Raw genomic sequence first — 26,404 nt, 5'->3', positions numbered from 1 at the left:
GACCACGTCAGGAGCCACATGGACAGCGCGCCCTTCGATCCCGGCCACGTGACCGTCTTCCGCAAGACGGTCACCGAGACGGACCTCGTGCTCTTCGCGGGGATCACCGGCGACTTCGCGAGCAACCACACCGACGAGGAGTACATGCGCGGCACCCCATTCGGAACGCGGCAGATCCACGGGGCGCTCATCGTCGGATTCATGTCCGCGGTCGCCGCGCGGGCCCTCGAGGACGCGCGCCCGAAGGGGTTCACGCCGGTTTCCCTTGGATACGACCGCATCCGGTTCATCCAACCGGTATTCCCCGGGCAGACTCTCGCGCTCCGCCACGAGTGGGAGGAGTATGACCCCGCCGCCCTGCGAGCCACGGCGGCCGTCGAGGCGCGCGTGGAAGGAGAGGCGGTCGCGGTCGCCCGTCACGTGGTGAAGTGGGTGCACTCCTGACCGGGCCGCGAGGCGGTGACGCACGGGGATAAGATATCCACCGGCCACCTCACCCCCTCGCATCGGAAGGCGCTCGATGAGCCTGCTCGGAACCAACTGGAAGCTCCACGGGGACGGCCGCTCCATCAGGCCGGGCGAGGTGGTGGCCCCGCAGGAGCGGCTCGCGTGGCCGATCACGATCGGCGTTGGCCTCCAGCACGTCGTCGCGATGTTCGGCGCGACGTTCCTCGTGCCGATCCTCACGCACATGCCGCCCGCCACGACCCTGTTCTTCTCGGGCGTGGGCACGCTCCTGTTCCTCGTGATCACGCGGGGCCGGGTGCCGAGCTACCTCGGGTCGTCCTTCGCGTTCATCGCCCCGATCCTCGCCTCCCAGCAGCAGTTCGGTGTGGCCGGCGCGCTCGGCGGCGTGGTCGTGGCCGGCGTCGTGCTCGCGGCGGTCGGAGCGGTGGTCCAGAAGTTCGGCGCGCACTGGATCAACATCGTCATGCCACCCGTTGTGACCGGCACGATCGTGGCGCTCATCGGGCTCAACCTCGCGCCCGCCGCGAAGATGAACTTCGACGCCGCTCCGGTCACCGCGCTGATCACGCTGCTCGCGATCATCCTCGTCTCCGTGCTGTTCCGCGGAATCCTGGGGCGGCTCAGCATCCTCGTCGGTGTGGTGGTCGGATACCTCGTGGCCGTATGGCGTGGCGAGGTCGACTTCTCGCGCATCGACGCGGCGGCGTGGATCGGGCTGCCGCACTTCCAGACGCCCTCGTTCAACGTGGGCGTGCTCGGGTTGTTCGTGCCCGTGGTGCTCGTCCTCGTCGCCGAGAACGTGGGACACGTCAAGAGCGTCGCCGCGATGACGGGGCAGAACCTGGACGACATGGCAGGCCGCGCCCTCATGGCCGACGGCGCCGCGACCGTCCTCGCCGGCCTCGGCGGCGGCTCCGGCACCACAACGTACGCGGAGAACATCGGCGTCATGGCCGCAACGAAGGTCTACTCGACCGCCGCCTACTGGGTGGCCGGGCTCGCGGCACTGCTGCTGAGCTTCTCACCCAAGTTCGGTGAGCTCATCGCGACCGTCCCGGCAGGCGTGCTCGGGGGCGCGGCCACGATGCTGTACGGCATGATCGGTGTGCTCGGCGTGAAGATCTGGGTGCAGAACCGGGTCAACTTCTCCAACCCGATCAACCTCACGACCGCCGCCGTGGCGCTCATCGTCGGCATCGCCGACTACACGTGGAAACTCGGCGGCCTCGCGTTTGCGGGCATCGCGCTCGGCTCCGCCGCCGCGCTCATCGTGTTCCACGGGATGACGGCGCTCGCGCGCTGGCGCGGGACCGCCACCGAGGATGCTGTGGAACCCGCGGCGTCGGGCATCGGAGAATAGGGACATGACCGAAGAACTCGTCCAGCTCGTGGACGACGACGGCGCACTCCTCGGCACCGCGCCCAAGGCCACCGTCCACACGGACCATACGCCGCTGCACCTCGCGTTCTCCTGCCACGTGTTCGGGCCCGACGGGCGCGTGCTCGTGACGCGCCGGGCGCTCTCGAAGAAGACGTGGCCAGGGGTATGGACCAACGCGTTCTGCGGGCATCCCGCGCCGGGAGAGCCGTTCGACGACGCGATCCGGCGCCGCGCCCAGCAGGAGCTCGGGCTCGAGGTCGGCTCCATTGAACCCGTGCTGCCGGACTTCCGGTACCGCGCCGTGGACGTCTCGGGAATCGTCGAGTACGAGATCTGCCCGGTATTCCGCGCCGTCGCCGCCGGTGATCCGGCGCCGAACCCGGACGAGGTCTCCGAGTGGGCCTGGTCCGACGTCGCCGAATTCCACGCCGCCGTCGCCGCGGCGCCCTACGCGTTCAGTCCGTGGCTCGTCATGCAGCTCGACGCCCTGGCAGCTCAGGGCCGCTAGCCACCCCGGGCGGGGGCACCGCTCAACCGCGAGACGTGACCCCGCAACCTTGTGACCTGACCCCGCAACCCTGAAAAGTGACCCCGCCCGCCAGATGGACGGCGGATCAGGCGCCGGCGAGGAGCTCCGCGACAGCGCGGCGGACGTAATCGGCGCCGTTGGCGATGGCGTCAGCGGGAGTCGGCGCGAGGTCGACGAGCGCGCCCGCAGCCTCGATCCCGTGCTCGGCGAGCTGCTCAGGTGTCGCCTCGATTCGTCCGGCAACGGCGATGACGGGAATGCCGCGGTCCCGCGCGCGGTCCGCGAGCGCAATCGGCGCCTTGCCCGTGAGCGACTGCCCATCGAGCGACCCCTCGCCCGTGATGACGAGGTCGGCCGAGGCCAGCTGCGCATCGAGCCCCACGAGTTCCGCGACGAGATCGAAGCCGCTCTCGAGCCGCGCGTCCGTGAACGCGAGGAACGCCGCCGGGAAGCCGCCCGCGGCGCCCGCGCCTGGAACGTCGACGTCGCGACCCGTCGCTTCGGCGAGGACGCGGGCCCAGGTGCGCAGACCGGCGTCGAGCGCCGCCACGGCCTCGGCATCCGCGCCCTTCTGCGGCCCGAAGACGTGCGCGGCGCCGTCGGTTCCGACCAGCGGATTGCGGACGTCGGCGGCGATGCGCAGACGCGCGCTAGAAAGCCGAGGGTCGAGGGCGGAGGCATCCACGGACACGACGTCGGCGAGGGCGGCCCCGCCGAGCGGCACAACGTTCCCGGCGGCGTCGAGCGGACGCAGGCCGAGTGCTCGCAGGGCGCCGCACCCGCCGTCCGTCATCGCGGAGCCGCCGAGGCCCAGGATGATCTCGGTCGCCCCGGCGTCGAGCGCGGCCGCGATGAGCTGCCCGGCGCCGTAGGAATGGGCTCTGCCAGCCGTCTCGGCATCAGGATCCGCGCCGAGGGCGGCGAGGCCGGACGCCTGCGCGGTCTCGATGACCGCCGTCGTGCCCCTGAGCGCCCACGCGGCGCCCACCGGCTTGATGAGCGGGCCCGTCACGGCGCGGATCCGTTCCTCGAAGCCCGCGGCGACGGCCGCCTCGAGGGTGCCCTCGCCGCCATCCGCGACTGGCATGCGGACGATCTCCGCCTCGGAGTAGATGGCCAGGGCGCCCTCGGCCATGGCGTCGGCGGCCTCGGCGGCCGTGAGGGAGCCTTTGAACTTGTCCGGGGCGATGAGGATGCGCATTCCCCCATCCTGCCAGCACCCACTGACAGAATGTCCGTGTGGAGACCAACCGCGTCGAGGCCTTCAGCGACGGCGTCCTCGCCATCGCGATCACGATCATGGTCCTGGAGCTCAAGATCCCGGACACACCGGACCTGCACGGGCTCGGAGAGATCGTGCCCACGCTGCTCACGTACGTGCTGAGCTTCGTGTACATCGGGATCTACTGGACCAACCACCACCACCTCATGCACCTGACCAGCCGCGTGGACGGCGGCGCTCTGTGGGCGAACCTCAACCTGCTGTTCTGGCTCTCGATCGTCCCCTTCACCACCCGCTGGATGGATGAGAGCGCACTCGCGACGCTCCCCGTGCTCGTGTACGGGGTCAACCTCCTGGCCGCGGCGGTCTCCTACACGATCTTCCAGTCGCGGCTCATCCGGCTGCAGGGCTCCGAGAGCCGGCTGGCCCACGCGATCAGCAACGACGCTAAAGGCAAGTGGTCCATGGCGATCTACGTGGCCGGGTGCGCAGGAACGCTGCTCTCCGTGTGGATCGGCGTGGCCGCTTACGTGGTCGTGGCCACGATCTGGATCGTGCCGGACCGGCGGATCGAACGGGCCGTGGCTGGGAACAGCACGGCGGGCGACGACGCCTAGCCTCGCCGGAGACCCCGCAACCTCGAGAGAGGTTGCGGGGTCTCTGGCGATCCGTTGTGGGGTCCCTGGCGGGCCAGGGCCTCAGGCGTCAGTGCTGCGGGAGGACCTGGGTCCCCTCGATCTGCACGGCCTGGAGGTCGTGGACGTTGAGGCCGAGCTGACGCAGGATCGTCGGGGCGATCTGCGTGGTCTCAACGGAGCTCGTCACGATCGAGGCGCCCGAGTCGGTGCCCTGCGAGACGACGATCGGGACGTGGCGGTCCTGCGGGTCGGCGCCGCCGTGCTCCGCGATCTTGCCATGTCCGCCCGTGTACACGACGCCGTGCTGGACGACCCCGAAGATGTCCGGAATGCGCTCGTCCGTGGCCGAGGTGTGGAAGAAGTCCGCCACCTGCTGGCCCGCGTAGACCGTGGTCAGGCCCGAGGCCTGGACCGTGAGGGGCGCCTTGTTGATGTCGTTGCCCGCCGCGCTGTGAGAGAGCAGGTACTGCTTCGCGAAGTCCGCAGCCATCTGGGTGTGCTCGGTCAGCCAGAGCTGCATGACGTCGTCATCCGTGGAGAACGCCACGACGTCGCCCGAGTGGCCCGCCGCGCGCCAGGCGGCGTTGAGGCCATCGATGATGGGGCCGTCGTCGACACGCTTGAGCGCGGCGGGTTCCATCGGCGACTGGCCGTGCTTCGCCGAGAGGATCACCGTGGTCTTCTTCGCGTCCGGCGTCTGCGCGATCGCGGCGGTCATCGCCCCGACCTTCGCGTCGATGTAGTCGAGCGCCTTGGAAAGGAGCGGGCCGGGGGTCACACCATCGGCGAGGTAGCCGCCCTTGAGGCCGTCCGACATCGGGAGCTTCTGCGCCGTCGAGATGGTCTGGAAGTTCATGCCGAACACAGCCGGCTCGCCGGCGGCGGCGGCGCCGGAGTGGTCCTTGCCGTTGATCTCGTTGAGCACAGCCTGGACCTTGTAGCCGTCGTACTGCTGTGTGGCAAGGTTGTCCTTGGTCCAGTCACCCTTGAAGCCGGCGATCGAGGCGTCCGAGTTGATCTCGGGCGCGAAGAGGTCGTCGACGCCGGCGCCGGACGGTCCGTTGAGGATCTCGTACGCAACGTGCTTGTCGGACCACGCCGTGTGGAGGCCAGCCTGCTTTGCCACCTCGAAGACCGTGTTCACCTTGAGGTATTGGTGCGGGTAGACGGGCTTGCACGTAGCCGGATCGACAGGGAGCTGGGCCGGGTCGAGGAGCGACGCCGCGTTGCCGGTCATCTGCAGGATGCTGCCGGGGAGGCCCGCCAGGCCCTGGCCGGCGTCGAGCGCGTTCGGGTTCTTGTCCGCGGCCTCGGTGTAGGAGACCTCGGCACCGGGTGCCGTGTGGGCGCAGTCTGTGGTGCCCGCGGGGAGGAGCTTGCGGTTCCATGTGTCGTCGTAGTAGACGCCCGTGGTGCCGGGGTTGCCGCCCGTGATCTGGCCGACCATCCCGGGGAATGAGTCGGACGGCACCGGCGTCTGGGCGTCCGTGTAGCTCGTGCCGTGGCCCACGAGGTTGGCGATTGCAGAGCCGGGGTTGTTCTTGACGTACCAGTCGAGGTCTGACTGGTGCAGACCGTCCACCGAGAGCAGCAGGACGTGCTTGTCAGAGTTGGCCTTCTGCGGTGTCCCGGCGGCGAACGCGGTCGTGGCAGCGCCTCCCGCGGCGAGCGCCGCACCAAGCACTGCGGCGGCAGCGCGTTTCGTCGTGATCTTCATATCGCTCCTCGTTTCGGCGTGCGGGCGCGCGAGCGTCCGGACCGCTGCGCGGCCCCCAGTCGATGCTTCCAAAGCATCGTGGAGCGCAGGACGGCGCGGGAGGCCTTGCGTCGAATCTTCGGTCAGAGTTCGCTCCTGATTTGCTGATTTCCCAGCGAATTCACGGCATATTCGCCGGATTCTCTCCTTTTGGCGAAGTGGCCCCGGCGGAACGCAAGGGACCCCGCAACCGCGTGCCAGAGACCCCACAACGGCCGGCCAGAGACCCTACAAGGGCAAGACGGGGCGGGGGCACTCAGGCAGGGCTATGCCATCGGCCAGGCTCCTCGGGCCTCGAGCACGGCTCGCAGCACGTCCGTGCGGTCGGACACGAGACCGTCCACGCCCAGGTCCAGCAGGCGGTTCATGTCCTCGGCGGCGTTGACGGTCCACACGTGCACCTGCAGACCCGCGGCGTGCGCCCGTTCCACGAACCGCGCCGTCACCACACGGACCGCCCCGTACCGCTCGGGGACCTGAAGCGCATCGACGTCCCTCAGCAGCCGGCGCCCCGCCGCGGCCGGGATCGACCCCCCGAGCAGACGGAACGCCGCCGCCGTCCGCATTCCCGCCGACGACGCGACCGGCCGCGACAGGCGCGCGAGGACTGCGCGGCGTCGTGCGTCGGAGAAAGACGTGACCAGGACGCGGTCGTGGAGGCGCATCCGCTCGATGGTCTCGGCGAACGGCACGACGGCGTCCGCGGACTTCACGTCGACGTTGAAGCGGGCGTCGGGCAGGTCCTCGGCGAGGTCGGCAAAGAGCGGGATGCGCTCGGACGCGCCCGCGGACCCAGCTATGCGGGCCGCCGCGACCTCGGCCCAGGCCAGCTCGGCCAAGAGGCCCGAGCGGTCCGTGACGCGGTCAAGGCGGTCGTCGTGGAAGGCGACCAGCGCGCCGTCGTGCGTCGCACGGACGTCCGTCTCGAGGTGCGTGATCCCGAGATCCCACGCCGCGCGGAAGGCCGTGAGGGTGTTCTCGAGGCCGTTGAGGGAGAAGCCGCGGTGCGCGAAGGCCATCGGGGCAGGGTGCAGGAACGCCACGCATCTCACGGTACGCGGGTAGGCTCGGCGTATGGAGCTGAGCGCCGTGAGCCGCGAGTACTTCCGCACGCTTCCGCGACGGCGCGTCGCCGCGGGACTAGTAATCCGCGACGTCGACGGCCGTGTCCTCGCCGTCAAGCCCAACTACAAGGAGGGCTGGCTCCTCCCGGGCGGCACCGTGGATCCCGGCGAGGCGCCGCGCAAGGCCGCCCGCCGCGAGGGCCGCGAGGAGCTCGGGCTGGACATCGAGCCCGGCGCGCTCCTGCTCATTGCCCATTCGGCGTTCCCGGACCCGGTCGGGGACGGGCTGAGCTTCCTGTACGACGGCGGCATGCTCCCCGAGGGCGCGCACGTCACCCTCCAGGAGGAGGAGCTCACCGAGTGGACGTTCGTGGGGACCGACGAGTACGAGGAGTACTTCGGTGACCACGGCGCCCTGCACATCCAAGCCGCGCTCACGGGCCTCAACGAGAAGCGCACGCTTGAGCTCGAGGACGGGGTCGAGGTCCTGTGATCCTGAGGCAGTAGCTAGTCGAGCAGGAGACGGGCGAGCGCGTCGCCGAGCCACTGCGCCCACTCGCGCGGCTCCCAGCCTTGACCCCGAGTGAACGCCAAGTACGTTTGCGGGCTCGCGACCACCATGAGGACGTCGGTGGCCCGTTCTGGGCTGAGGTCTGCCCTGAGGGCGCCGTGATGACGGAGGGCCTCGACCGCTCGTGAGAACTGGACCCGCCTGAGGCCGTCGAAGTACTCGAGGACGCTAGCAATGGCCGGTTCCGCAGGGGCGGCAAGGCGGGCCGTCTCCACGGCAACGGAGGCGCGCTCGAAGACGCCGAGGCCGCCCTCGGCGAACAGCCGCAGTGCCCCAGCCCCATCAGTGCGCGCGAGCATCTCGGCGAACCAGTCTGTGTCCTCCGGTCGGGTTGGATCCTCCGGACCCACCACCTGCGACTCGATGAGCGCGCTCAACAGTGCCGGTTTGTTGTGGAAGCTGAAGTACACGGTCTGGACGGCCACCCCTGCGCGTTCGGCGATGCGCGCCATGGTGGCCGCCTGGTAGCCGCGGTCTGCGAACTCGTCCCCGGCGGCCTGCAGGATGCGCCGCCGGGTCTCCTCACCCTGGGCGCGGCGGCTCTCCGTTGCGGCTTCCGTTGAGCCCTTGACCCGTCTCATTCCCCCAACGATACTAGATGACGTCTCTAGAGATCACTTATAGAATCGTAGGGTTCGCCGTGTTGTCCTTGCCTCCCGTCAGCATCTGGGCCGTACTGCTCGCTACAGCGGTCTCCTTCGGTTTCGGGGGGCTTTACTGGGCGAGGCTCGCACCGCCGCTCGCCCGGTCGCTGCGGGTCCCCGCGGGGCCGGAGTCGTGGCCCCGGTCGGCGCTTGCCATCGGGTTCCTCACGCGGGTGGTCCAGGCGGTGGGGATCGGATGGCTCCTCGGCTATGCCGGCGTCTCGAACCCGTGGCCGGCGGCCCTGTTCGGGATCGCCCTCTACGCGGCGATCATCATGCCGCTCATCATCGGCCAGCACGCGTTCATGGAAGAAGACGACCGCTGGCGGCGGTTCTTGCTCGGCGCCGCCCAGCAGCCAGCCGAGTTCGCGATCATGGGCGCGATCGTCACGCTGTGGAGATAGTCCGCGCGAGACCGCGCTAGTCCGGCAGCTCCGCGGGTTCCGTCACGACGTCCACCATCGCCTCTCCCCGCAGCACGGTGATCTCGGTGCGGCGGCCGATCGCCTCGGCGAACATGTGCCGCTGGAGCGACTGGGCGTCCTTGAGCGGGGCCCCATTGATGGCAATCAGCAGATCCCCCGGCCGGATGCCGCTCGACTCCGCAGGGCTTCCGCCCACCACCTCGGCGACGCGGAGCGCCCGGCGCGTCCCAGTGCGCTCGGCCCAGCGCGGGTCGAGCGGCGTCGGCACGCTCACGAGCCCGAGGTAGGCGCGGCGCACGCGGCCGTCTTCGCGGAGGGCCTCGAGGATGCGGCGGGTCGTGGCGTTGACGGGCACGGCGAGCCCGAGTCCGAAGCCGGCCACCGCCGTGTTGATCCCTACGACGCGGCCACGCGAATCCGCGAGCGCGCCGCCAGAGTTGCCCGGGTTGAGCGCGGCGTCGGTCTGGATCACGTCCTCGATGAGGCGTGACGCCGTGCGCCCCCGCGCCGGAATCGACCGGCCGAGCGCGCTCACCACCCCGGCGGTGACACTGCCCTCAAGCCCCAATGGGCTCCCGACGGCGACCACGAGCGAGCCCACCAGCAGGGTGTCGGCGTCGCCGAACTCGGGCGGCTCGGGCACGTGGATCCCGCAGCGCAGCACCGCGAGGTCCGAGAGCGGGTCGCGCCCGATCACCGCGAACGGCCCCGCCGCGCCGTCGGCAAACGCGACCTCGCCCCGGTCCGCACGGCCTACCACGTGCGCGTTCGTCACGAGGTGCCCTTCCGCGGTAAGCACGACGGCGCTGCCCGCCCCGCGCTCGGTCCGCACCGACGCGACGCGCGGCGTCAGATGCCTGGCCACGCCGGAGACGGTACGCGAGTAGGCGTCCAGCGCCTGATCGTCGGTGCCGTGATCCGGATCACGATCCTGAGTCATGCCATGCACAACGTTGGGGCCGTCGCGACGATGCCGGATATCGCGTCAGGCGAACGATCGACGGCTTATAGCCAGGACGTTCCTCTCCTGCGCACAATGTGTTCACTGGTCACTCAAGAAGGAGTCCGCGATGAAGCTGTTCGGGTGGGGTCTCGTGATGCTGGCGATTTTCATCCTCGGCATGCTGGTCAATATCGGCGATGGCATCTACATGTTCCTGTGGGCGGCGATCGTCCTCATTGCCGTCGGCGGGATGAAGCTCGCCCGGCCGGCGGGCTGAGCGGGCCGCAGCGTCTGACGCCACGAAACCAGCGAAAGGGGCACGGACCATCGGGTCCGTGCCCCTTTCCGTGGGCTACGCCGGTCAGGCTAGACGTGCTCGCCGCGGCGGCGCTTCATCCACAGGGTGAGCGCGAGCCACGCGCCGAGCAGACTGCCCGAGCCGAACAGCAGGCCCGGAACCGTGTAGTCGGCTGCGGTCGGGCTAGCGGACGTCTGGGCCGAGATCGCCACGGACTCTGCCGGAGCCGGGTTCTGGGCCCCGCCCTGACCCTGCGCCGGTGGCGCCGACGTCGTGCCCTCTGGGACGACGGCTGGAGAGGTCGTCGACGCCGGAGGCTGGGTCGTGGCTGGCGGCGTGGTGGCCGGCGGGGTTGTCGCAGGCGGAGTTGTCACCGGCGGCGTGGTCGCGGGCGGGGTCGTCGCCGGGGGGGTCGTCGCAGGCGGTGTGGTCACAGGCGGGGTCGTGCATTCACATGTCGGCGGCGTGGTTACACTGAGGGGCTTGCAGCCGTTGGCCCAAATAGCCTGATTCTCGGGGGTCCAATTCTGTCCACCAAAATCGACCTCCTTCGAACCGTTCATGTAGCTGAACGGCGGGACGATGTCGTCCTGGTACTGGTGATCCAGATGGCCGTCATACACGCCAGCCGCATCAGGGGTGATGACCCGGTAGGGATTCTTGGTGTCGCCGGTGTGATGGCAGATTGTCACGGGAGAGTCGGCCCGGCCAACACTGTTGTTGGTGTTCGGGGCCGCGAAGGCAGACGGCATGGTGAGGAAGCCCCCGGCGAGCATGGCACCGGCGGCGAGGGCCAGCAGCCCAGACCTCTTCTTTCTAAGCGTGGTGAGTAGCGGCACGCTACCCACCTCCTTTCCAAGTTTGGGAATGTGGGCGCTGAACGCGCATACATGACCCGCCCCGATAGTTCACGCGCATTGTCCGCACCTGAAGGTCACGAGTGTGACCGCATCGTCAGGCCGCTCGAAATTGCAGGTGAACAGCACCACAAGGCATGGGTCATTCTTGAAGGAGAACTGCTTGGATTTGTCGACGAGACTCCTTTCCTGGAGGGTGCAGGGGATCACGCTTCCGTTGGCATCCGTGATTGTCGCGGGCTGGCCGATGGCCCAGCCGTCGAAGCTGAGCCGGTTGAAGGGGAATGTCTGGTCGTTGCACAGGTACACGCCGGCATGGCACGTGTGGCCTGACAGCACCACGGGAAGCACCGCGTCCGACTGCCCGGACCCCTTGAGCCAATGGCCCACCGGATCGAACCCGTTCGCGTCCAGGGCCGGGTTGACCGGGACGGACGGGTCCCAGTCCATCGGCACGATGTTGACGGCGAACCCGGCCGCGGGCCAGTCGAAGCTCGCGGGCGGAAGCGCCACAGACGTGCGCTTGGGCGGGGCTGTGGACGACGGCGCGGGGCTCGCTGCCGCCGTTGTCGCAGGGGTCGCGGGCTGCGACGATGTGCCCGCGGGATTCGGCGTCGCCGAAGCGACCGTGAGCTGATGCGCCGCGTCCGCGCGGCGCTGCTGATCGGCGTCGTACGAGAATTTGTAGGCAATAGCGGCCACAGCGAGGAGGACGGCGAAGGCCAGCGAAATCGCACTGGCCCATCGCCAGGCCTTTCGACTCCCACTTCCGTTTCGCGTCACGAATATCCCGCCCTGTCGAATCCCACCCGCCCCGAAGGAACCGGGCAAATCGCCCATCAGACTCCCCCAGGACATCCGCTGTCACATCAGTGGAGCATTGGGAAAAACGGTGCTCTAGCTCCAGAGCCCGACCACTCGCGAAGTCGTCTTTGAAAGTGGTCCGGTGATGGAGGTAAAAGCTTTCGTCCCGGATCAGGCACGCGGGAAACGGGAGTTGACGGCGGCGTCGAGCGTCATCCCATCCCCGTTGTCCACGAAGCCGAGCATGAGTCCGAGGGCAGCCTTGCCGAGCAGCGAACGCTGGGCTGCGTGGTCCACGAGCGGTTCATCGAGTTCGGCGAGGAGACGCAGCCCAAGTCCTTCGCCCATGGCTTCGAGGACGATCGCGAACTCCTCTGCCGTGACGCCCGGGCGCAGCTCGAGGCCCGCCGCGGCGAGGACGCGCTCGTACAGCCCGAACCACGCCGCCGTGAGGGACGCGTACATGCCCTTAACACCGCGCGAGACCATCGGATGGGCCGAGGCCGAGGCGATGGTGAGGAGCTGCAGGCGGAACGCCGGGAGCTCGAGAACGAGAACGGCACCCTCGTAGGCAATGCGATGCAGAATCTCAGAGGTATCCCCGTTCTCAGCGCCTCCGGCCTCAAGGACGCGCCCGAGGGCCGTCTTGAGGCTCACCTGCCGGACCACGAGGGCGTAGGAGATGAAGTCGTCGATGAAATCCTGCTGGCCGGCCCAGCGGTCCCGGAACTTGGCCTCAGTGGGGACGAGATCCGGGTAGTCGTGCTGCGCCCGGCTCACGACTCTGGGACGGGAAAGGTACGAGAGTGTCTGACGCGTGCCCTCCACGAGCTCCTCGTCGCCGGAGGTGAAAGCCTGGTCGGTCAGCCTCAGAGCGGCATTGAGGAACGCCCGCGTGAGGTCGGAGTTGGCCAGCCGCGCCCTGTTCTTGGCTCGGACTCGGCTGAGATTCGTGACCGTCTCGGTCAGATCCACCTCCGCCAGACCGGACGCTTCCCCCCACGGTTCACCCTGCACGAACGCCATGTCCGCCCCCTCGTACTGCCATGATTTCCACCGCCGTCGCAGGCGGCCCCCGCCCTTGTACAAGTGTTATTCGGCTCCGTTCGGGGGGGTACGGACGCGGAAGGTCCATTGCCGGAGGACTTAGGACGGGGGACCGCAGCGGGTGCGTATCGGAGAGGCGGCCACGGGTTGCTCTACAGTTCCCGTGAAGTCGGATCAGACTCTTGAATCCGGCGTTCGGTCTGGCGATCATGTGCGGCAGTAGATCCAGTTCACGAGTGACCAATGCCCAGGAGGCATAGACGCCATGGCGCCCGAGCAGAAGGGCAAGTCGCGGATCATCGGCGACCTGCGGACGCCCCCGGAGGGCGAAAGCGGCGGCGACGTTCCGGGCCCCGACGAGCCGGTCGACGTCGTGATCGAGCTCAACGCGACCTACCCGGGCCCGGCGAGCGCGGCCCACGACGCCTTCGCCGACCTCTGGCACCGGTTCGTGGAACGCGTGGCCCCGGCAGGCGGCGCGCCGAAGGTCCTCTTCCAGAAGACGCGGATCGCCCGCAAGCTCTACCAATGCATCCTGACCCGGTCCTCGCTCGCAGTCCTCATGGAGATGGACGAGCCCGGCCCCACCGGAGCCCGCATCATCTTCCGCGCCTGGCCGGACTACGAGCTGTATGCGCACATCGACAGATCGGCGGCGACGGTGAAGGTCGACGCCGCGCGGCGCTCGTTCAGTGCACTCGGGGAAGGAATCGTCTGGGCCGTCATCGACACGGGCATCGACCAGAAGCATCCGCATTTCTCCGCGCTCGAACTCGCACGCGAGGGGACGCCCGACGCCGCACCAACGCCGAAGACGGGCGGCCTCCACCGGGACTTCTCGGGCCTCGTGCGCCCGAGCCTCGGAACCCCGACGGCACCCGCGGACCCCCTCGCGGACGAGGAGGGGCATGGGACGCACGTGGCCGGAATCATCGCAGGCGGGTGCCCGGAGGGGCGCACCGCCCACGTCGCCTCCTCGGACGAGGCCGTGGACGGCGGATTCGTGCCGAGGGCCCACGCGGGGGCACTGAGCGGGATGGCGCCCCTCTGCCAGCTCGTGAGCCTCAAGGTGTTCCGGCGTGTGGCCGGCGTGGCCGTGACCTCGTCGTCGGCCGTCATCGCCGCCATCGAGTACGTGCTCACCGAGGTCAACGTGAGCCGGAACCCCCTGCGGGTGCACGGCGTCAATCTGAGCCTCGGGTGCGACTGGGACCCGAGCCACTACGCCGCGGGCCAGTCTCCACTGGACCAGCTGCTCACCGAGCTCGTCGCGACGGGCGTCAACGTGGTGGTCTCGGCGGGCAACAACGGCAGTGCCGCCGCGGCCCAGTCCGCCAACCAGTCCACGGGCGTGCTCGCGTCCATCACCGAGCCCGGACACACCGAGGCCTGCATCACCGTCGGATCGACGCACCGCGATGCACCCCACGTGTTCGGCGTGTCGTGGACGTCGTCGAAAGGGCCCACGCTCGACGGGCGGGCCAAGCCCGACGTCGTGGCGCCGGGCGAGTGGATCTGCTCGGCCGCGACCGGCACGGTCCGCACCCGCGCCGGTCTGGACGGGCTGACGGGCGACGACGCGTCCCTCACCTACGCGGAACTCTCCGGCACGAGCATGGCCGCGCCGCACGTCTCCGGCGTCATCGCCGCCTTCCTGTCCGGACGGCCCGAGTACATCGGGCGCGCCGCAGAGGTCAAAGCCCTGCTCCTGCGCAGCGCACTGGACCTCGGCCGCGACCGCTACGGGCAGGGCGCCGGGCTCGCCGACGCCATGGCCATGCTCACGAACTACTGACCCGCCCAGCCCGAAGGAGCCCCACCGTGGACGGAACCGCAACGAGCTACTGGCAGCTGAACTTCGACGAAAACGGCAACGCCACGGGCCAGGATCCCGGCGCACTCATCTCGGCCGTTTCCGCTTCCGGGACAACCGACCTCTTCGTCATGAGCCACGGCTGGAACAACTCCGAGGGCGACGCCGAGCGGCTCTACTCGGCGATGTTCCCGCTCATCGCGAACGCTCCGGGGGTCCCGGCGCACGCGGGCTATCTCGGGGTCTTCTGGCCATCGATCTGGTTCCCGGACCCGCCAGCCGGGTCCTCCGACGCCGCGCTCTCGGGTGCGCAGATCAGCGCCACGCTCGCGCGCAGCGTCCCCGCCGCGTCGGCACCTCTGGCCACGATGGGCGCCCTCATCGACTCCGGCCTCGGGCACGTCGACGCCGGGACGGCCACTCCTGCACAGCAGGGCGCCGCCGTCGAGCAGTTCCACGGCCTCCTGCAGAACGTCTTCGGCGGCACCACCGCGACCACTGAAGACGCCGGCGAGAGCGCCCTCATCGCGAGCGACAACCCTCAGCGCGACTACGCCGCCCTCGCCGTCGAAATGGGCAGTGCCCCCGCCGCGGGCGACGCCGAGGGTCTCGCCGACATCTTCGGCCCCATCTGGAATGGAGCGAAGGACGCCCTTCGAGTGGCCTCGTTCTACCAGATGAAGGCCCGCGCCGGGACCGTCGGGGCCAAAGGCCTCGGCCCGTTCCTCGTCCAGCTGCACACGGCCGTACCAGCGCTGCGCGTGCATCTGATCGGACACAGCTTCGGGGCGCGGCTCGTCTCCTTCGCGCTCAGCGGAATCCCCTCTCCGCAGGAAAGCCCCGTCGCATCGCTGACGCTCGTCCAGGGCGCCTTCTCCCACTGGTCCTTCACCCAGGCCGCCGACAGCCCGTTCGCCGAGGCCGGGGCGCTGTTCTCCGTCACGGACCGCGTGTCCGGGCCGCTCGTCTCCACCTTCACCGCGGCGGACTGGGCCGTGGGCCGCTGGTACCCGAAGGCGTCCTTCCTCGCGCAGCAGGACAATCAGGACGTCGCGGCCCCGGACCGCTGGGGCGGAATGGGCTCGGACGGGTACCAGAGCGTTGAGCCGAGCGCCAACGTCGCGCTGCCGCTTCCCACGGGAACCGCGCTCGCGGCGTCGACCTTCTACCGTGCAGACGCGAACGGCGTCATCAAGGACACGTCGCAGTCCGCGTTTGCCGGGGCGCACTCGGACATCGAGCACCCTGAGGTGGCCGCGCTCATCGTGGCGGCCGCGACGGCCGGACAGTAGGCGGTCGGAAAAAAGTCTGTTTGGCTTGGCTCGCAGGCGGGTATTCACAAGTCACGATCCATCCCCAAACTAAGGAGTTCATCGTGCTTCTCTGGATTGCCCTCATTCTGTTCGTGCTCTGGCTGCTGGGCTTCATCGCGCTCCCCAGCCTGGGCGGGATTGTGCACATCCTCATCGTGCTGGCGGTGATCGCACTCATCGTCCACTTCGTGCGCGGCCGCCGCGCCGTATAACCGTCATGGCCGTATAAACCGTATAGACGCCATGACCGTCCGGTTGACGCTCAGGCGCGCCTGACCTCGATGTGAGGCGGCCGCCTGAGCGACTGGGCGACGACACAGTACCTGTCCGCGACCGACGCGAGCTTCTCAAGCTCCGCGTCGGTCGCGTCTGTGTCGAAGGTCGCGACCAGCCGGACATCCTGGACGCCCACCTCCACCGTCCGGTCGACGCCGAGGGTGCCGCGCGCATCGAAGACGCCCTCCCCACGGATCTCCCCCGAACGGATCGTCAGCCCCATCGCCGTCGCGACGCTGCGGAGCGTCACGCTCGCGCACGCCACGACCGCCTCCATGAGCATGTCCGCCGAGCATGCGTCCGAGCCGTCGCCCCCGACGGCACGGTGCAGACCCGCGCGCACAGGAGCCGACCACGTCTCCACCGTCGCGGTGATACCCGACTCGGTGTAGCGCGCGTCCGCCGATATCGGGGTCAGCGCCGAAGCCGGGTCATCCCGGTACTGCTGCTTGAGCGGTGCCTGCGCGGCCCTGAGCTCATCACGCGTGGTGATCATGCGTTCATGATCCACGCGCACGTCGCGCGGGGCCAGAGCCGACTGCCGTGCGTCCAATCCCCGCGAGCTTGCGCTCGAGGACCTGCGCCACGCCGTCGTCCTCGATGCCCGGGGCGTGGAGCTCCGTCGCCGCGAGCGCGTCGGGGTGGCCCGACTGCATCGCGTAGCCCTCGCCCGCCCAGGCGAGCATCTCGACGTCATTGGGCATGTCCCCGAACGCAACCACGTCCGCCGGGGCGATCCCCAGAGCGTGGGCGTACTCGGCAAGCGTGACAGCCTTGTTGACGCCGATCGGGGCCATCTCGAGCATGGTCATGTCGATCGCCGAATGGGTCACGGAGACCAGGTGGGAAACGTGCGGCGCCACGACGCGGAGGTAGTCCTCGGCCGTGATCCCCTCGATCTTCGCCATGAACTTCACGACCTCGTCCCCCTGAACGAGCTCGGCGAGGTCGCCGTGCCGCACCTCCTCGAGCAGACGCTGGTGCCGGGGCTCGGCGAACGCGGTCTCCATGACGAACTCGACGGGGGTCTCCACCGCGAACACCGTCTCCGGGAAGAGCCCGCGGACGATCTCGCGGACCTCGAGCATCGTGTCCCGGCGGATCGCCTCGGAGGAGACCACGGACATCGTCTCGAGGCTGTACACGAGCGCGCCGTTCGAGCAGATCACCGTCCCGGCATGGCCCAGCTGCTCGCTGAGGGGCGTGAGCCACCGCGCCGGCCTCCCCGTGACGAACACGAGCTCGACGCCGGCCTCCTCGCACGCGTGCAGCGCCCGCACCGTGCGCGGCGTGATCCGCCCGTCGCGGCCGAGGATGGTGCCGTCGATGTCACTGGCCACGAGGCGCATGGGCCCCTGGGCATCCAACGCCCCCGCAGCGCCCGGATGCGCCATTCAGCGGACCTCGAACGTGCAGGTGAGGCTCGCCGTCGCCAACTCGTGGGCGGCGATGTCCCTCAGTGCGCGCGAGCCCTTGGTGCGCGGGGTTCCGGGGATGACGTCAGCGGAGAGCGCATGCACCGTAACGACGTACCGATGCGGTCCCGACCCGCGCGGGGGTGCGGCGCCCACGAATCCGTTGTAGCCGGCGTCGTTCACCAGCTCGAGGGAGCCGCTCGGCAGGCCGGCCTCCGAGTCCGAGGGGCCCATGCCGTCCGGCGCCCCGCCGGCGCCTTCGGGCAACTCGTCCACGGCGGAGGGGATGTTGACCACGGCCCAGTGGCAGAAGCCGCCGGCGCGCGGCGCGTCGGGGTCCATGACAGTCACGGCGAAGCTGTGCGTCCCCTCGGGCGCGCCGCTCCAGGAGAGCTGCGGCGAGAGGTCCTGCCCGTCGAGCCCGAAGTAGGCGCTCACCTGCGGCTGGGGCAGCACGCCGCCTTCCACGAGGTCCTGGCTGGTCAGCTTGAAGCCGGCGCTGGTCACGGTGTGCCTCCGTCCTGTGCACCTTCGCTCTGTGCACCTCTCGTGCGGATCTCGGCGCGCGACGGCGGATTCGCGCCCGGGCGCGAAACGGTCACCGCTGCCGCACGGGCGGCGAAGTCGAGGATGCGGGCGAGTTCGCGGACGTCGAGTCGCCGCAGCTCCGGACGCCGCTGGGCGCCGTCGAGCTCCCGGTCCACGACCGCGGAGAGCAGCGCGGCCATGAACGAGTCCCCGGCACCCACGGTGTCTGCGACCTTCACCGACGGCGCCGGGATGGCCACCTCGCCGTCGCGGCACACGCCCCACGGGCCCTCGGCCCCGCGGGTCACGACGACGAACGCCGGCCCGTCCGAGCCGCCCAGGGTGAGCCAGCGGCGCGCCGACTCGAGCGGGTCGATCCCGGGGTAAAGCCACGCGAGGTCCTCGTCCGATGCCTTCACCACGTCGGAGAGCGCCACAAAGCGCTCCACCCTGATGCGGACCACCTCAGGATCGGTCGTGATCGTGGGCCGGCAGTTCGGGTCGAAGCCGATGGTTGCGCGCGGACGCGCGTGTTCGATGGCGTGCAGGACCTGGTCCGCGCCCGGCTCGAGGACCGCTGCGATCGAGCCCGTGTGGACGAGGGTCGTCGCGCTGAGGAGCGTCTCGAGCCGACCTCGGAGGTCTGGCAGGTGCCAGTCGAGGTCGAAATGGTAGGTCGCGGCACCGTGGTGGTCCAGCTCAGCGCTCGCCACCGAGGTCGGGGCCTCGTCGGGCGGGAGCGGGACGAGCACGTTGGAGCCGTGGAGGTGGTCCGTGAGCAGGCGCCCGTAAGCGTCGTCGCCGTAGCGGCCGATGAACTGCACGGGATGGTCAAGCCGGGCCAGGCCGACGGCCACGTTGAGCGGGCTCCCGCCGGGGTGTGACTCAGTGCCCGTGGGGCGGCGTACCACGTCGATGAGCGCCTCGCCGATGACTGTCAGCATGCCACTCACGGTAGCAGTCAGGGATGCGCCGTCATACGCCCCTCGACCCTAGTCATGGGGCGGCGCGGTCGATGCGCGCACCACCAGCCGCGGCGCGCTGCACTCGTCCACAGCGGGCTCGCTCGGGAACCGGAGCCGCGCCAGGGCCGCGGCGCCGGCGGCCGCGCCGAGTTGGTGGGCGTGCAGGTCCACGGAGGTGAGGTCGATCCCGCGGAGCCGTGCCCCCCGGGAGTCGTCGTAGCCCACCACCGAGAGGTCGCCGGGAATCGTGAGCCCGAGGGCAAGGGCCGCCTCGCGCACCCCGAGGGCGAGCTGGTCGTTGTGCGCGAACACGGCCGTAGGGCCGTCCGAGGCCGCGAGGAAGCCGGCCGCCGTGGCCTCCCCCGACTCGAACGAATGCGACGGCGCCACGACCACGCGGGGCGAGAGCCCGGCGTCGTGCATCGCCGATTCATAGGCGATCAGGCGCTCGAGATTGCCGTCCACGCCGGGTCCGGCGAGATGCACGATCCGAGTGTGCCCGAGGCCGAGCAGGTGCTCCACTGCAGCTCGGGCACCCGCGGCGTCGTCAGAGTAGACGCTGTCCACGCCCTCGATCCGGCGCGCGACGCTGACGATCGGGACCATGCCCGCCAACTCGAGCACGTGCGCGTCCGGGCTCGTGAGGGTCGCCGCGATCACGACGCCGGCCCTCGCCTCGACGAGCGGGCCCACCTCCTCGTCGGGCTCGCTGCCCGCCCGTCCGGCGGCGAGGATCACGCGCGAGCCCGACCCGGCGAGCGCCTCGCGGACCCCCGTGAAGATGTCCGCGTAGACCTCGTTGTGGAGGTCGAGCAGGTACAGGCCGATGGCGGAGGCGCGCTTGCGCGCGAGGTCCGCAGCGACGGAGTTGGGTCGGTAGCCGAGGCGCCTCGCGGCCTCGAAGATGGCCTGCCGGGTCACCTCGCTCACGCCGGGGGCGTTGCGGAACGCGAACGAGACGAGGGTCCGGGACACGCCGACCTCCCGCGCGACGTCGGCCTGGGTGGCGGGGCGCGGCGATCCGGACGGCGGCAGCGGTGGCACAGCGTCAATCCTGCCACCGCCGTCAATCCTGCCACGGCCCCGAAATGGAGCAATTTTGGGAAGTTGTCCATATGACCTTACATATGTGCCTTTCGCGCGTTAGGCTTGAGTGAGACGCGGATCACGGTCCGCAGATCCCCCGACAAAGGAGTCCCCGATGTCCGCCACTCAGACATCCCATAGTTCCGCCCAGCGCGCGCTCCCGCCGCTGACCTCCGGCCCCCACTCGAAGCGACTCGGCCTCGTCGCCCTCGTCGCAACGTTCGGCGGCCTGCTGTTCGGCTACGACACGGGCGTGATCAACGGCGCGCTGAACCCCATGTCCATAGAGCTCGGACTGACCCCGATCACGGAAGGCATCGTCACCTCGTCGCTCGTCTTCGCGGCCGCGCTCGGTGCGATCTTCGGCGGGCGCCTCTCCGACACGTTGGGGCGCCGCAGGACGATCATCATGCTCGCCGTGCTGTTCTTCGCCGGCACGGTCGCGGTCGTGTTCACCCCGAACTTCGAGGTCCTCGTCCTGGGCCGCATCCTCCTCGGCCTCGCCGTGGGCGGCGCCTCGACCGTGGTGCCGGTCTTCCTCGCAGAGCTCGCGCCCTTCGAGATCCGCGGTTCGCTCGCAGGCCGCAACGAGCTCGCGATCGTCATCGGCCAGCTGGCCGCCTTCGTTATCAACGCCGTGATCGGCAACGTGTTCGGAGGCGTCGGCGGCGTCTGGCGCATCATGTTCGCGATCTGCGCACTTCCCGCCCTGGCGCTGTTCTTCGGCATGCTGCGGATGCCCGAGTCTCCCCGCTGGCTCGTGGAGAAGGGCCGCCATGACGAAGCCCTTGCGGTGCTGCGGACCGTCCGGACCGGCGACCGGGCGGCAGCGGAGCTCGCCGACGTCGAGCTGGTCGCCAAGGAAGAGCGGCAGAGCCACCAGATCGGCTGGCGCGCCATCTTCTCGAACAAGAACCTCTTCCGCATCGTCCTCGTCGCCATCGGCCTCGGCGTGGCGCAGCAGCTGACCGGCATCAACTCGATCATGTACTACGGCCAGACCGTCCTGACGGAGTCGGGCTTCAGCAAGGACGGTGCGCTCATCGCCAACATCGCTCCCGGTGTGATCGCCGTCGTCGGCGGCATCATCGCGCTGAAGATGATGGACCGCCTCGACCGCCGCAAGACCTTCATCATCGGCCTCTCGCTGACCACGGCCTGCCATGTGCTCATCGGCATCGCCTCGATGGCCCTCCCTGTCGGCAACCCGGCCCGCCCCTTCGTGATCCTCTTCCTCGTGGTGGCCTTCGTCGGCTCGATGCAGACCTTCCTCAACGTCGCCGTCTGGGTCTACCTCTCGGAGATCTTCCCCCTGCATATGCGAGGATTCGGCATCGGTGTCGCTGTGTTCGCCCTGTGGGTGGTCAACGGATTCCTCTCGCTCTACTTCCCCTCGATGGTCGCGGCCATGGGAATCACCGGGACGTTCTTCCTCTTCGCCGTGGTCGGCGCCCTCGCGCTGGTCTTCGTCATCACCCAGGTGCCGGAGAGCCGCGGACGGACCCTCGAGGCCCTCGAGGAGGACGTCACCACCGGCGCGATCTACCTCGTGCACAGGAAGTAGGCGTCCGGCCGGGCCTCGGGTCCGATCCCGCTCAGACTGACCGGCGTGCCCGCGCGGCACGCCGGTGATCGCCGGTCTGGCGCTGATCGGCGTGAGTGCCCTGGGACTCCGGCGCTGGTGCGGTGGGCCTACTCGACCAGGGGCCGGTCACCGAGGCCAGGATCGAGTGGGCCCTGGTCGAGACGGAGCGGTGGGTACTCGTCCCTCATGAGGAGCACATAGGCCCAGACCCGGAAGAGCCAGCGATCGATGCCCACCACGAGGCCGAACAGCTGCGGGGCGTACCGGCCGGTGAAGAGGACGATCACCGCCGCGAAGAACACGAGGAGCCCCAAGAGGGACGGACCGGCGCCCCCGCTGGCGGTCTGAGTACCCACACCACCCGTCAGGACAGCCACGATCATCAGCTGTGGGAGGGCCAGGAGCCACGACTTGACGAGCACGAGCCCGCGGGACAGCCGCTCCGGGTAGTCCACGTCGAGGTCCGCGGGATAGTCCGCCGAGGCCAGCGAGAACGGCGGGTAACGGTCCGTCCCGAGGGCCGCGTACGCGTAGAAGCCAACGCGCCACGTCCACCGCAGGACTCCAACGCTGAAGGAGAACAGCGGGCGCGGGTAGCGGCCCGTCACCACGATGGCGAAGCCCGCCGCGATCGTGGTCACGAAGAGCGCGAACCACAGGACGGCCAGAACGATCCCGTGCGGGATGACCAGCAGCCATTTGATGATCCACAGCCCGCGCGAGATCTTCGGATCGAGGAACCCGCTGAAACGGACGGGGTAGACGGCGCGGGCCTGGGCCTGAGTGGTCGGCAGCCCGATGTCCCGTCCGAGACCGGCGGCCCCGAACAGGAGGAGCGGAACCCCGATGACCATCCCGATCAGGCCGCTGACCAGGAGGCCGGTGCCAATCGGTCCGACGAGCCGGGAACGGACACCCACTTGCAGGTCAGTCCAGAGGGGCCGGGTGGCGTCCACGTTCATGACCACGAGGGCCCAGTTGCCCTCCCGCAGGTCGAAGGTCAGCGCCTGGGTTCCCGGGCCCGAGGCTGATGCCACCCAGAAGTTCTGGTCCTTCGGCGCCCCTGGGGTTCTGTCGCCCGCGGATGCCGCCAGCTCGCCACGATCAGCCTGCCCTGAAGCGGCGGGCGGACGCACCCCGGCCGGCGACCACGCGACGTCGCCCAGCGAGGCAGACGGGACGCCGCGGAGGTAGTCAGCGACCGTGGAGGCGTCCGCAATACCGACGAACACCTGCTGGCCCGGCACGGCAGATGCCGCCGAGATCCGCACGCTGGCGAGGTCCCCGAGGCGCGGCATCCCGGGGGCGGCTTGGCTCGCGGCGCTCCCGAGATCGATGGCGACGGTGCGGGAGAGCATCGCGTAGCCCGTGGTCCGCAGACGCTCCCGCTGGGACTGCAGGTACTGCCCATCCCGCTGCGCGGCGTCACCGCTCAGCAGAACCGCGCCGCCGGCGACGAGCCCAACCCCGAGGGCCGCCAGCAGCACTCCGAGGACGAGTAGGACCCAATGACCCGGCTTCATGGCGCCGCCGCGCGCGGCGGAATCCGGGAAGGCATTGGTCGGAGATGGCTGGGCGCTCATGACTGATTCCCCCGTAGTGCATGTCCTGTGCCGCATCCACTCTGGCGCGCCCAGCCGCTGGCGGCTAGGGGCTAAAGGCCGGGGCACGACGGCGGGTGCGCACCCGCCGTCGTGCGCCCAGCGCATCACGCCACGTCATGCGGGCGGACTGGTATTGGTGACGGTTGCTACCGTGAGGCTCATGGTCTCCAACTACGACCGCCTCGACGCCGCGCAGCGCGCCATCGTGGACGCCTCCGTCGCGACGTACGAGCGCGTGCGGCCCGAGCTGAAGAACATCACGCAGGACGTGCTCCGCACGCTCATCGCGATGTTCAGGGACGCCGAGGTCGATCCTCTCTTCATCACGGGCCGCACCAAGACGGTCGAGTCGTTCCGCGAGAAGATCTCTCGGCTCGACCCCCCTGCGGTGCCCGGCGGCGAGCCGACCCTCAAGTTCCCCGACCCCTTCCGGACCCTCAACGACATGGTGGGCGTCCGGGTCATCACCAAGCTCCCCGCCGAGAACGCATCGGTGGCCAACCTCATCAAGCGGCAGCGGCAGATCTTCGACTGCCGCGGCGACCGGGAGAAGGCCATCGGCTCGATCGAGTCCGGGACGTACGGGTACTCGAGCCGGCACCTGATCCTGAGGACCCTCCAGAACGACGCCGTGCGCGCGTACCAGGCCGAGTTCAACCCTGAGCTCCCGGCCAACGGCTCGTACTTCTTCGAGTGCCAGATCCGCACGGTGTTCGCGCACGCGTGGAGCGAGATCGAGCACGACATCCGCTTCAAGGGCCAGGACCCGCGCGCCTGGAGCCCGCAGTTCGACCGCCAGTTCACGGCCACGGCGGCCATGCTCGAGGTTGTCGAGAAGGAGTTCGCCGAGCTGCACGACCGCTACGAGAAGGTGCGCGGCTTCTGGGACGAGGCCGGCGAGGGCGCTGGGCCCCTCACCCCCGATCGCATCCGCGATGTGTGGCTGACGCTCCTGCCGCACGTGGACCGCAAGATCGACGACGACTGGGCCTGGGCCGCGGAACTCGCCGCCGCCCACGGGCTGACCCAGACGCGCCAGCTCGTCGAGCTGCTCGACGCCGAGCGCATCACCGAGGTCCGCAAGGCGCTCGACCACCGCTACTCCCCCGGGCCTGACCGCCTGCTCGACGACCTGCTCCTGTGGCAGTACGGCCCCGAGCACATCGAGCTCACCGCCGAGCCCGCCGACGCGGGGTCCCACCCGCGGCGCGACTCCCTCCTGCGCAGGCTCAAGCAGATCGAGCGCTACCGGCTCGCCTGAACCCGAGCAGGGCGCCAGCGGAATGGCGAAGGGCGTCCGCCGAACCAGACGCCATGGTCGAGGCATCATGCAGATACGAACGACGCCGGCGAGCCGCCCCGCGTGGGAGGCTCGCCGGCGTCGGTAGGTCAGCTCAGCCGCCCAGCGCGGTCAGGAGCGCCGCCCCGTTCGGGGAGCCGAGGCCCGTGCACGGATCCCAGCCGGGCCCGGCGTGGTAGGTGCCGTTGTTCCCGACAGTGATGTCATGGAAGCTGCCCGGCTGCGCGTAGAGCACCGGCTGGAAGAGGCCGAAGCGCTTCCCGGAGGCTTGGGCGAGCCGCGCGATGAGGGCCGCCCACAGGGGTGCGACCGCGCTCGTGCCGCCGATCACCATGTCCTGCCCGTCGACGCGCACGTTGTACCCGGTCTGCGGGTCGGCCACGCCGCTGACGTCGGGGACGCCCCGACCATGGGTGGTGGGGGTCGGCGTGGGCGTAGGCGTGGGCGGCTTGGGCTTTGGCTTGCGGTGCGCCGCGTTGGCGGCGTGGCCCGCGACGGAGTTCTGCCACGCCGGCGTCGGGAAGACGTCGCTGTACCCGCCGCCGGTCGCGGAGGTGGTAGGCGAGTCGTTCCAGACCGTCTCCGAGGAGATCGCGCCCGTGGCGGCGTCGGCGGAGAGCCGCGTCCCGCCGCACGCGAGGGCGTGGGGGCTCGAGGCGGGGAAGTCCGCGTGGTCGTGCCCATCAGTGACGCCATCGGTGCTGCCGCGGTCCCCGGCCGCGGCGGTGACGGTGACGCCGAGGGCGGTGGCGTCCGCGAGCGCCTGGTCGAACGCGTTGCGGGCCTGAGCCGTCCACGAGTCCTCGCTCTGGCCCCAGCTGATGCTGATCGCGCTCGGCGCGGGAGTCGCATGGGATGCGGTGGCGAGGGCGTCGAGGAACCCGGCGTCGGTGTTCGGCGCGAAGTACACGAGGATGGTCGCCTTCGGGGCGAGCGCGCCGATCACCTCGATGTCGAGCAGCACCTCGCCGTCCGCCCCCTGAGGGTCCTGCCCGGCCTGGTTCGTGGCGCCGTCGACGCCGACCGCCGTCACCGTGGGCGTGGGAGTGATGCCGAGGCCGCCGAAGTACGCATCGAGGTCGGCTTGCCCGAATCCGCCGCCGAGCTCGAGGATCGCAATGGTCTGGCCGGCCCCGTCAGTGTTGGGAGGGAAGCTGTAGATCCGCCCGAGGTCGTTCGGGTTGTAGCTCGTGCCCGCGGCCGCGAGGGGGAGCATCCTCAGCTGCGGGCGGGCTTGGGGCCGGTCGTCGAGGCCGAGCACCGCGGTGACGATGCCATCGAGCGCGGCGGGGACGCTCAGGCTGCCGGTGCGGTGGCGGTGCTCGACCGCCGCTCCGTGGGGCCCGGTGCTCGTAACCTTCTCGAGGGTCGTGCCGAAGATCGCGCTGAGCTGCGCGACGGTGCCGCCCAGCCGGATGCGGCGGGACGCCGCGTCTGCCTCGACGACCTCGGCACCGAGCCGCGTGAAGGTGTCCGTGGCGAGCTCGAGGTCCTCGCCGGCGGCGCCGTGGTGCTCGGCGAGCGCTTCACGACTGAGATGCCCGGTGGGGTGCTCAGGGAACGGTGCCTTCCGGCGAAGTACAACGGTGACCTCGATCCGCTGCGACGGATCCGCGGGTTCCCCGGAGACGATGCCGGGGGCGGCCTGCCTTTCGGAGCCCTCGAGGGTGACGCTGGGTTCAGGCGTGCTGCCCGGGTGGTTGGTGGTCATAGGATCCTCCGAACGTCGCTGCGAATGGCTGGGCGCAAGTCACTCCTGACGATAGGACGGCGCCGGCCTGCACGCCACGGTCACGCGCATGACGCGCACAACGACTTTTGTGACTGGATATGATTGGCATCCCGCTCAGGCCAACAGTCCGCATCGCGGAC

At 69.8% G+C, this 26,404-nt stretch carries 27 protein-coding genes; 12 read left to right on the top strand and 15 right to left on the bottom strand.

The annotated features are described in order from the left end of the window. Positions 1-18 precede the first annotated feature (18 nt). The 3 genes from AB5L97_RS01055 to idi all read left to right on the top strand — a co-directional run bounded on the left by AB5L97_RS01055 (position 19) and on the right by idi (position 2,357). Complete coding sequence (locus AB5L97_RS01055) at positions 19-444, top strand: MaoC family dehydratase (protein ID WP_369046134.1); 426 nt, start codon at positions 19-21, stop codon at positions 442-444. A 76-nt stretch (positions 445-520) separates the two neighbouring features. Beyond that, the gene (locus AB5L97_RS01050; protein WP_307958216.1) at positions 521-1,828 is read left to right on the top strand and encodes a uracil-xanthine permease family protein; all 1,308 of its coding nucleotides are present in this window, start codon (positions 521-523) and stop codon (positions 1,826-1,828) included. Between the two features lie 4 nt (positions 1,829-1,832). Beyond that, a complete protein-coding gene (idi, locus tag AB5L97_RS01045; RefSeq protein WP_369046133.1) occupies positions 1,833-2,357 on the top strand; it encodes an isopentenyl-diphosphate Delta-isomerase in 525 nt (174 codons plus the stop codon). 106 nt (positions 2,358-2,463) lie between these two features. On the opposite strand, the gene AB5L97_RS01040 is transcribed toward idi, so the two are convergent. Further along, entirely contained in the window at positions 2,464-3,579 is a 1,116-nt protein-coding gene (locus tag AB5L97_RS01040; protein ID WP_369046132.1) for a glycerate kinase, read from the bottom strand. A 38-nt stretch (positions 3,580-3,617) separates the two neighbouring features. Between AB5L97_RS01040 and AB5L97_RS01035 the strand changes: the two genes are divergently transcribed. After that, positions 3,618-4,217, top strand: coding sequence for a TMEM175 family protein (locus AB5L97_RS01035; protein ID WP_369046131.1), 600 nt, complete (start codon positions 3,618-3,620; stop codon positions 4,215-4,217). 88 nt (positions 4,218-4,305) lie between these two features. Here AB5L97_RS01035 and AB5L97_RS01030 read toward each other — a convergent pair whose 3' ends face one another. Both AB5L97_RS01030 and AB5L97_RS01025 read right to left on the bottom strand, forming a co-directional pair. Then, entirely contained in the window at positions 4,306-5,955 is a 1,650-nt protein-coding gene (locus AB5L97_RS01030) for an alkaline phosphatase family protein (RefSeq protein WP_369046130.1), read from the bottom strand. 305 nt (positions 5,956-6,260) lie between these two features. Then, positions 6,261-7,013 (bottom strand): glycerophosphodiester phosphodiesterase, encoded by a 753-nt coding sequence (locus AB5L97_RS01025; RefSeq protein ID WP_369047494.1) that lies wholly within the window; start codon positions 7,011-7,013, stop codon positions 6,261-6,263. Positions 7,014-7,068: 55 nt separating this feature from the next. Here AB5L97_RS01025 and AB5L97_RS01020 point away from each other — a divergent pair, with 55 nt between their 5' ends. Then, positions 7,069-7,551: an NUDIX hydrolase gene (locus tag AB5L97_RS01020; protein ID WP_307958211.1), complete on the top strand. Its 483-nt coding sequence runs from the start codon at positions 7,069-7,071 to the stop codon at positions 7,549-7,551. 14 nt (positions 7,552-7,565) lie between these two features. On the opposite strand, the gene AB5L97_RS01015 is transcribed toward AB5L97_RS01020, so the two are convergent. After that, positions 7,566-8,210, bottom strand: coding sequence for a TetR/AcrR family transcriptional regulator (locus tag AB5L97_RS01015; protein ID WP_369046129.1), 645 nt, complete (start codon positions 8,208-8,210; stop codon positions 7,566-7,568). Positions 8,211-8,227: 17 nt separating this feature from the next. On the opposite strand from AB5L97_RS01015, the gene AB5L97_RS01010 reads away from it, so the two are divergent. After that, positions 8,228-8,677: a DUF1761 domain-containing protein gene (locus AB5L97_RS01010; RefSeq protein WP_369046128.1), complete on the top strand. Its 450-nt coding sequence runs from the start codon at positions 8,228-8,230 to the stop codon at positions 8,675-8,677. 16 nt (positions 8,678-8,693) lie between these two features. Here AB5L97_RS01010 and AB5L97_RS01005 read toward each other — a convergent pair whose 3' ends face one another. Continuing rightward, on the bottom strand, positions 8,694-9,638 hold the full coding sequence (locus tag AB5L97_RS01005) for a S1C family serine protease (protein WP_307958208.1): 945 nt from the start codon (positions 9,636-9,638) through the stop codon (positions 8,694-8,696). 130 nt (positions 9,639-9,768) lie between these two features. On the opposite strand from AB5L97_RS01005, the gene AB5L97_RS01000 reads away from it, so the two are divergent. Further along, positions 9,769-9,918: a hypothetical protein gene (locus AB5L97_RS01000; protein WP_307958207.1), complete on the top strand. Its 150-nt coding sequence runs from the start codon at positions 9,769-9,771 to the stop codon at positions 9,916-9,918. 89 nt (positions 9,919-10,007) lie between these two features. On the opposite strand, the gene AB5L97_RS00995 is transcribed toward AB5L97_RS01000, so the two are convergent. The 3 genes from AB5L97_RS00995 to AB5L97_RS00985 all read right to left on the bottom strand — a co-directional run bounded on the left by AB5L97_RS00995 (position 10,008) and on the right by AB5L97_RS00985 (position 12,626). Further along, positions 10,008-10,313, bottom strand: coding sequence for a hypothetical protein (locus AB5L97_RS00995; protein ID WP_369046127.1), 306 nt, complete (start codon positions 10,311-10,313; stop codon positions 10,008-10,010). A gap of 534 nt (positions 10,314-10,847) precedes the next feature. Next, complete coding sequence (locus tag AB5L97_RS00990; RefSeq protein ID WP_369046126.1) at positions 10,848-11,498, bottom strand: hypothetical protein; 651 nt, start codon at positions 11,496-11,498, stop codon at positions 10,848-10,850. A 273-nt stretch (positions 11,499-11,771) separates the two neighbouring features. Next, complete coding sequence (locus AB5L97_RS00985) at positions 11,772-12,626, bottom strand: hypothetical protein (RefSeq protein ID WP_369046125.1); 855 nt, start codon at positions 12,624-12,626, stop codon at positions 11,772-11,774. Between the two features lie 286 nt (positions 12,627-12,912). Here AB5L97_RS00985 and AB5L97_RS00980 point away from each other — a divergent pair, with 286 nt between their 5' ends. From AB5L97_RS00980 to AB5L97_RS00970, 3 genes are all read left to right on the top strand, one after another. Then, positions 12,913-14,442: a S8 family serine peptidase gene (locus AB5L97_RS00980; RefSeq protein WP_307958203.1), complete on the top strand. Its 1,530-nt coding sequence runs from the start codon at positions 12,913-12,915 to the stop codon at positions 14,440-14,442. A 26-nt stretch (positions 14,443-14,468) separates the two neighbouring features. Next, positions 14,469-15,752, top strand: a complete 1,284-nt coding sequence (locus AB5L97_RS00975; protein ID WP_369046124.1) for a hypothetical protein — start codon at positions 14,469-14,471, stop codon at positions 15,750-15,752. An 83-nt stretch (positions 15,753-15,835) separates the two neighbouring features. Beyond that, complete coding sequence (locus AB5L97_RS00970) at positions 15,836-15,985, top strand: lmo0937 family membrane protein (RefSeq protein ID WP_307006853.1); 150 nt, start codon at positions 15,836-15,838, stop codon at positions 15,983-15,985. A gap of 50 nt (positions 15,986-16,035) precedes the next feature. On the opposite strand, the gene AB5L97_RS00965 is transcribed toward AB5L97_RS00970, so the two are convergent. The 5 genes from AB5L97_RS00965 to AB5L97_RS00945 are packed head-to-tail and all read right to left on the bottom strand — an operon-like array spanning position 16,036 to position 20,001. Further along, positions 16,036-16,545: an OsmC family protein gene (locus AB5L97_RS00965; RefSeq protein WP_369046123.1), complete on the bottom strand. Its 510-nt coding sequence runs from the start codon at positions 16,543-16,545 to the stop codon at positions 16,036-16,038. Positions 16,546-16,549: 4 nt separating this feature from the next. Further along, positions 16,550-17,398 (bottom strand): HAD family hydrolase, encoded by an 849-nt coding sequence (locus tag AB5L97_RS00960; RefSeq protein ID WP_369047493.1) that lies wholly within the window; start codon positions 17,396-17,398, stop codon positions 16,550-16,552. 45 nt (positions 17,399-17,443) lie between these two features. Further along, positions 17,444-17,971 (bottom strand): YbhB/YbcL family Raf kinase inhibitor-like protein, encoded by a 528-nt coding sequence (locus AB5L97_RS00955; RefSeq protein WP_369046122.1) that lies wholly within the window; start codon positions 17,969-17,971, stop codon positions 17,444-17,446. Further along, positions 17,968-18,936: a carbohydrate kinase family protein gene (locus AB5L97_RS00950; protein ID WP_307958199.1), complete on the bottom strand. Its 969-nt coding sequence runs from the start codon at positions 18,934-18,936 to the stop codon at positions 17,968-17,970. Before AB5L97_RS00950 ends, AB5L97_RS00955 begins: the two co-directional genes overlap by 4 nt. Positions 18,937-18,984: 48 nt before the next feature. Then, positions 18,985-20,001, bottom strand: a complete 1,017-nt coding sequence (locus AB5L97_RS00945) for a LacI family DNA-binding transcriptional regulator (RefSeq protein WP_369046121.1) — start codon at positions 19,999-20,001, stop codon at positions 18,985-18,987. Between the two features lie 157 nt (positions 20,002-20,158). Between AB5L97_RS00945 and AB5L97_RS00940 the strand changes: the two genes are divergently transcribed. Beyond that, on the top strand, positions 20,159-21,607 hold the full coding sequence (locus AB5L97_RS00940) for a sugar porter family MFS transporter (protein ID WP_369046120.1): 1,449 nt from the start codon (positions 20,159-20,161) through the stop codon (positions 21,605-21,607). A gap of 128 nt (positions 21,608-21,735) precedes the next feature. Here the strand turns inward: AB5L97_RS00940 and AB5L97_RS00935 are convergent, their stop codons facing one another. Continuing rightward, positions 21,736-23,211 carry a DUF4389 domain-containing protein gene (locus tag AB5L97_RS00935; protein ID WP_307958196.1) on the bottom strand — a complete coding sequence of 492 codons (1,476 nt, stop codon included), beginning with the start codon at positions 23,209-23,211 and terminating at the stop codon, positions 21,736-21,738. Positions 23,212-23,392: 181 nt separating this feature from the next. On the opposite strand from AB5L97_RS00935, the gene AB5L97_RS00930 reads away from it, so the two are divergent. Next, entirely contained in the window at positions 23,393-24,493 is a 1,101-nt protein-coding gene (locus AB5L97_RS00930; protein ID WP_307958195.1) for a GTP pyrophosphokinase, read from the top strand. Between the two features lie 133 nt (positions 24,494-24,626). Here the strand turns inward: AB5L97_RS00930 and AB5L97_RS00925 are convergent, their stop codons facing one another. Next, entirely contained in the window at positions 24,627-26,243 is a 1,617-nt protein-coding gene (locus AB5L97_RS00925; protein WP_307958194.1) for a S53 family peptidase, read from the bottom strand. Positions 26,244-26,404 lie beyond the last annotated feature (161 nt).

It is taken from the genome of Sinomonas sp. P10A9 (genome assembly GCF_041022165.1).
Lineage (GTDB): Bacteria > Actinomycetota > Actinomycetes > Actinomycetales > Micrococcaceae > Sinomonas > Sinomonas puerhi.
Note: the sequence above shows the minus strand (reverse complement) of the source record. Positions and strands in the feature narration are given on the sequence as shown.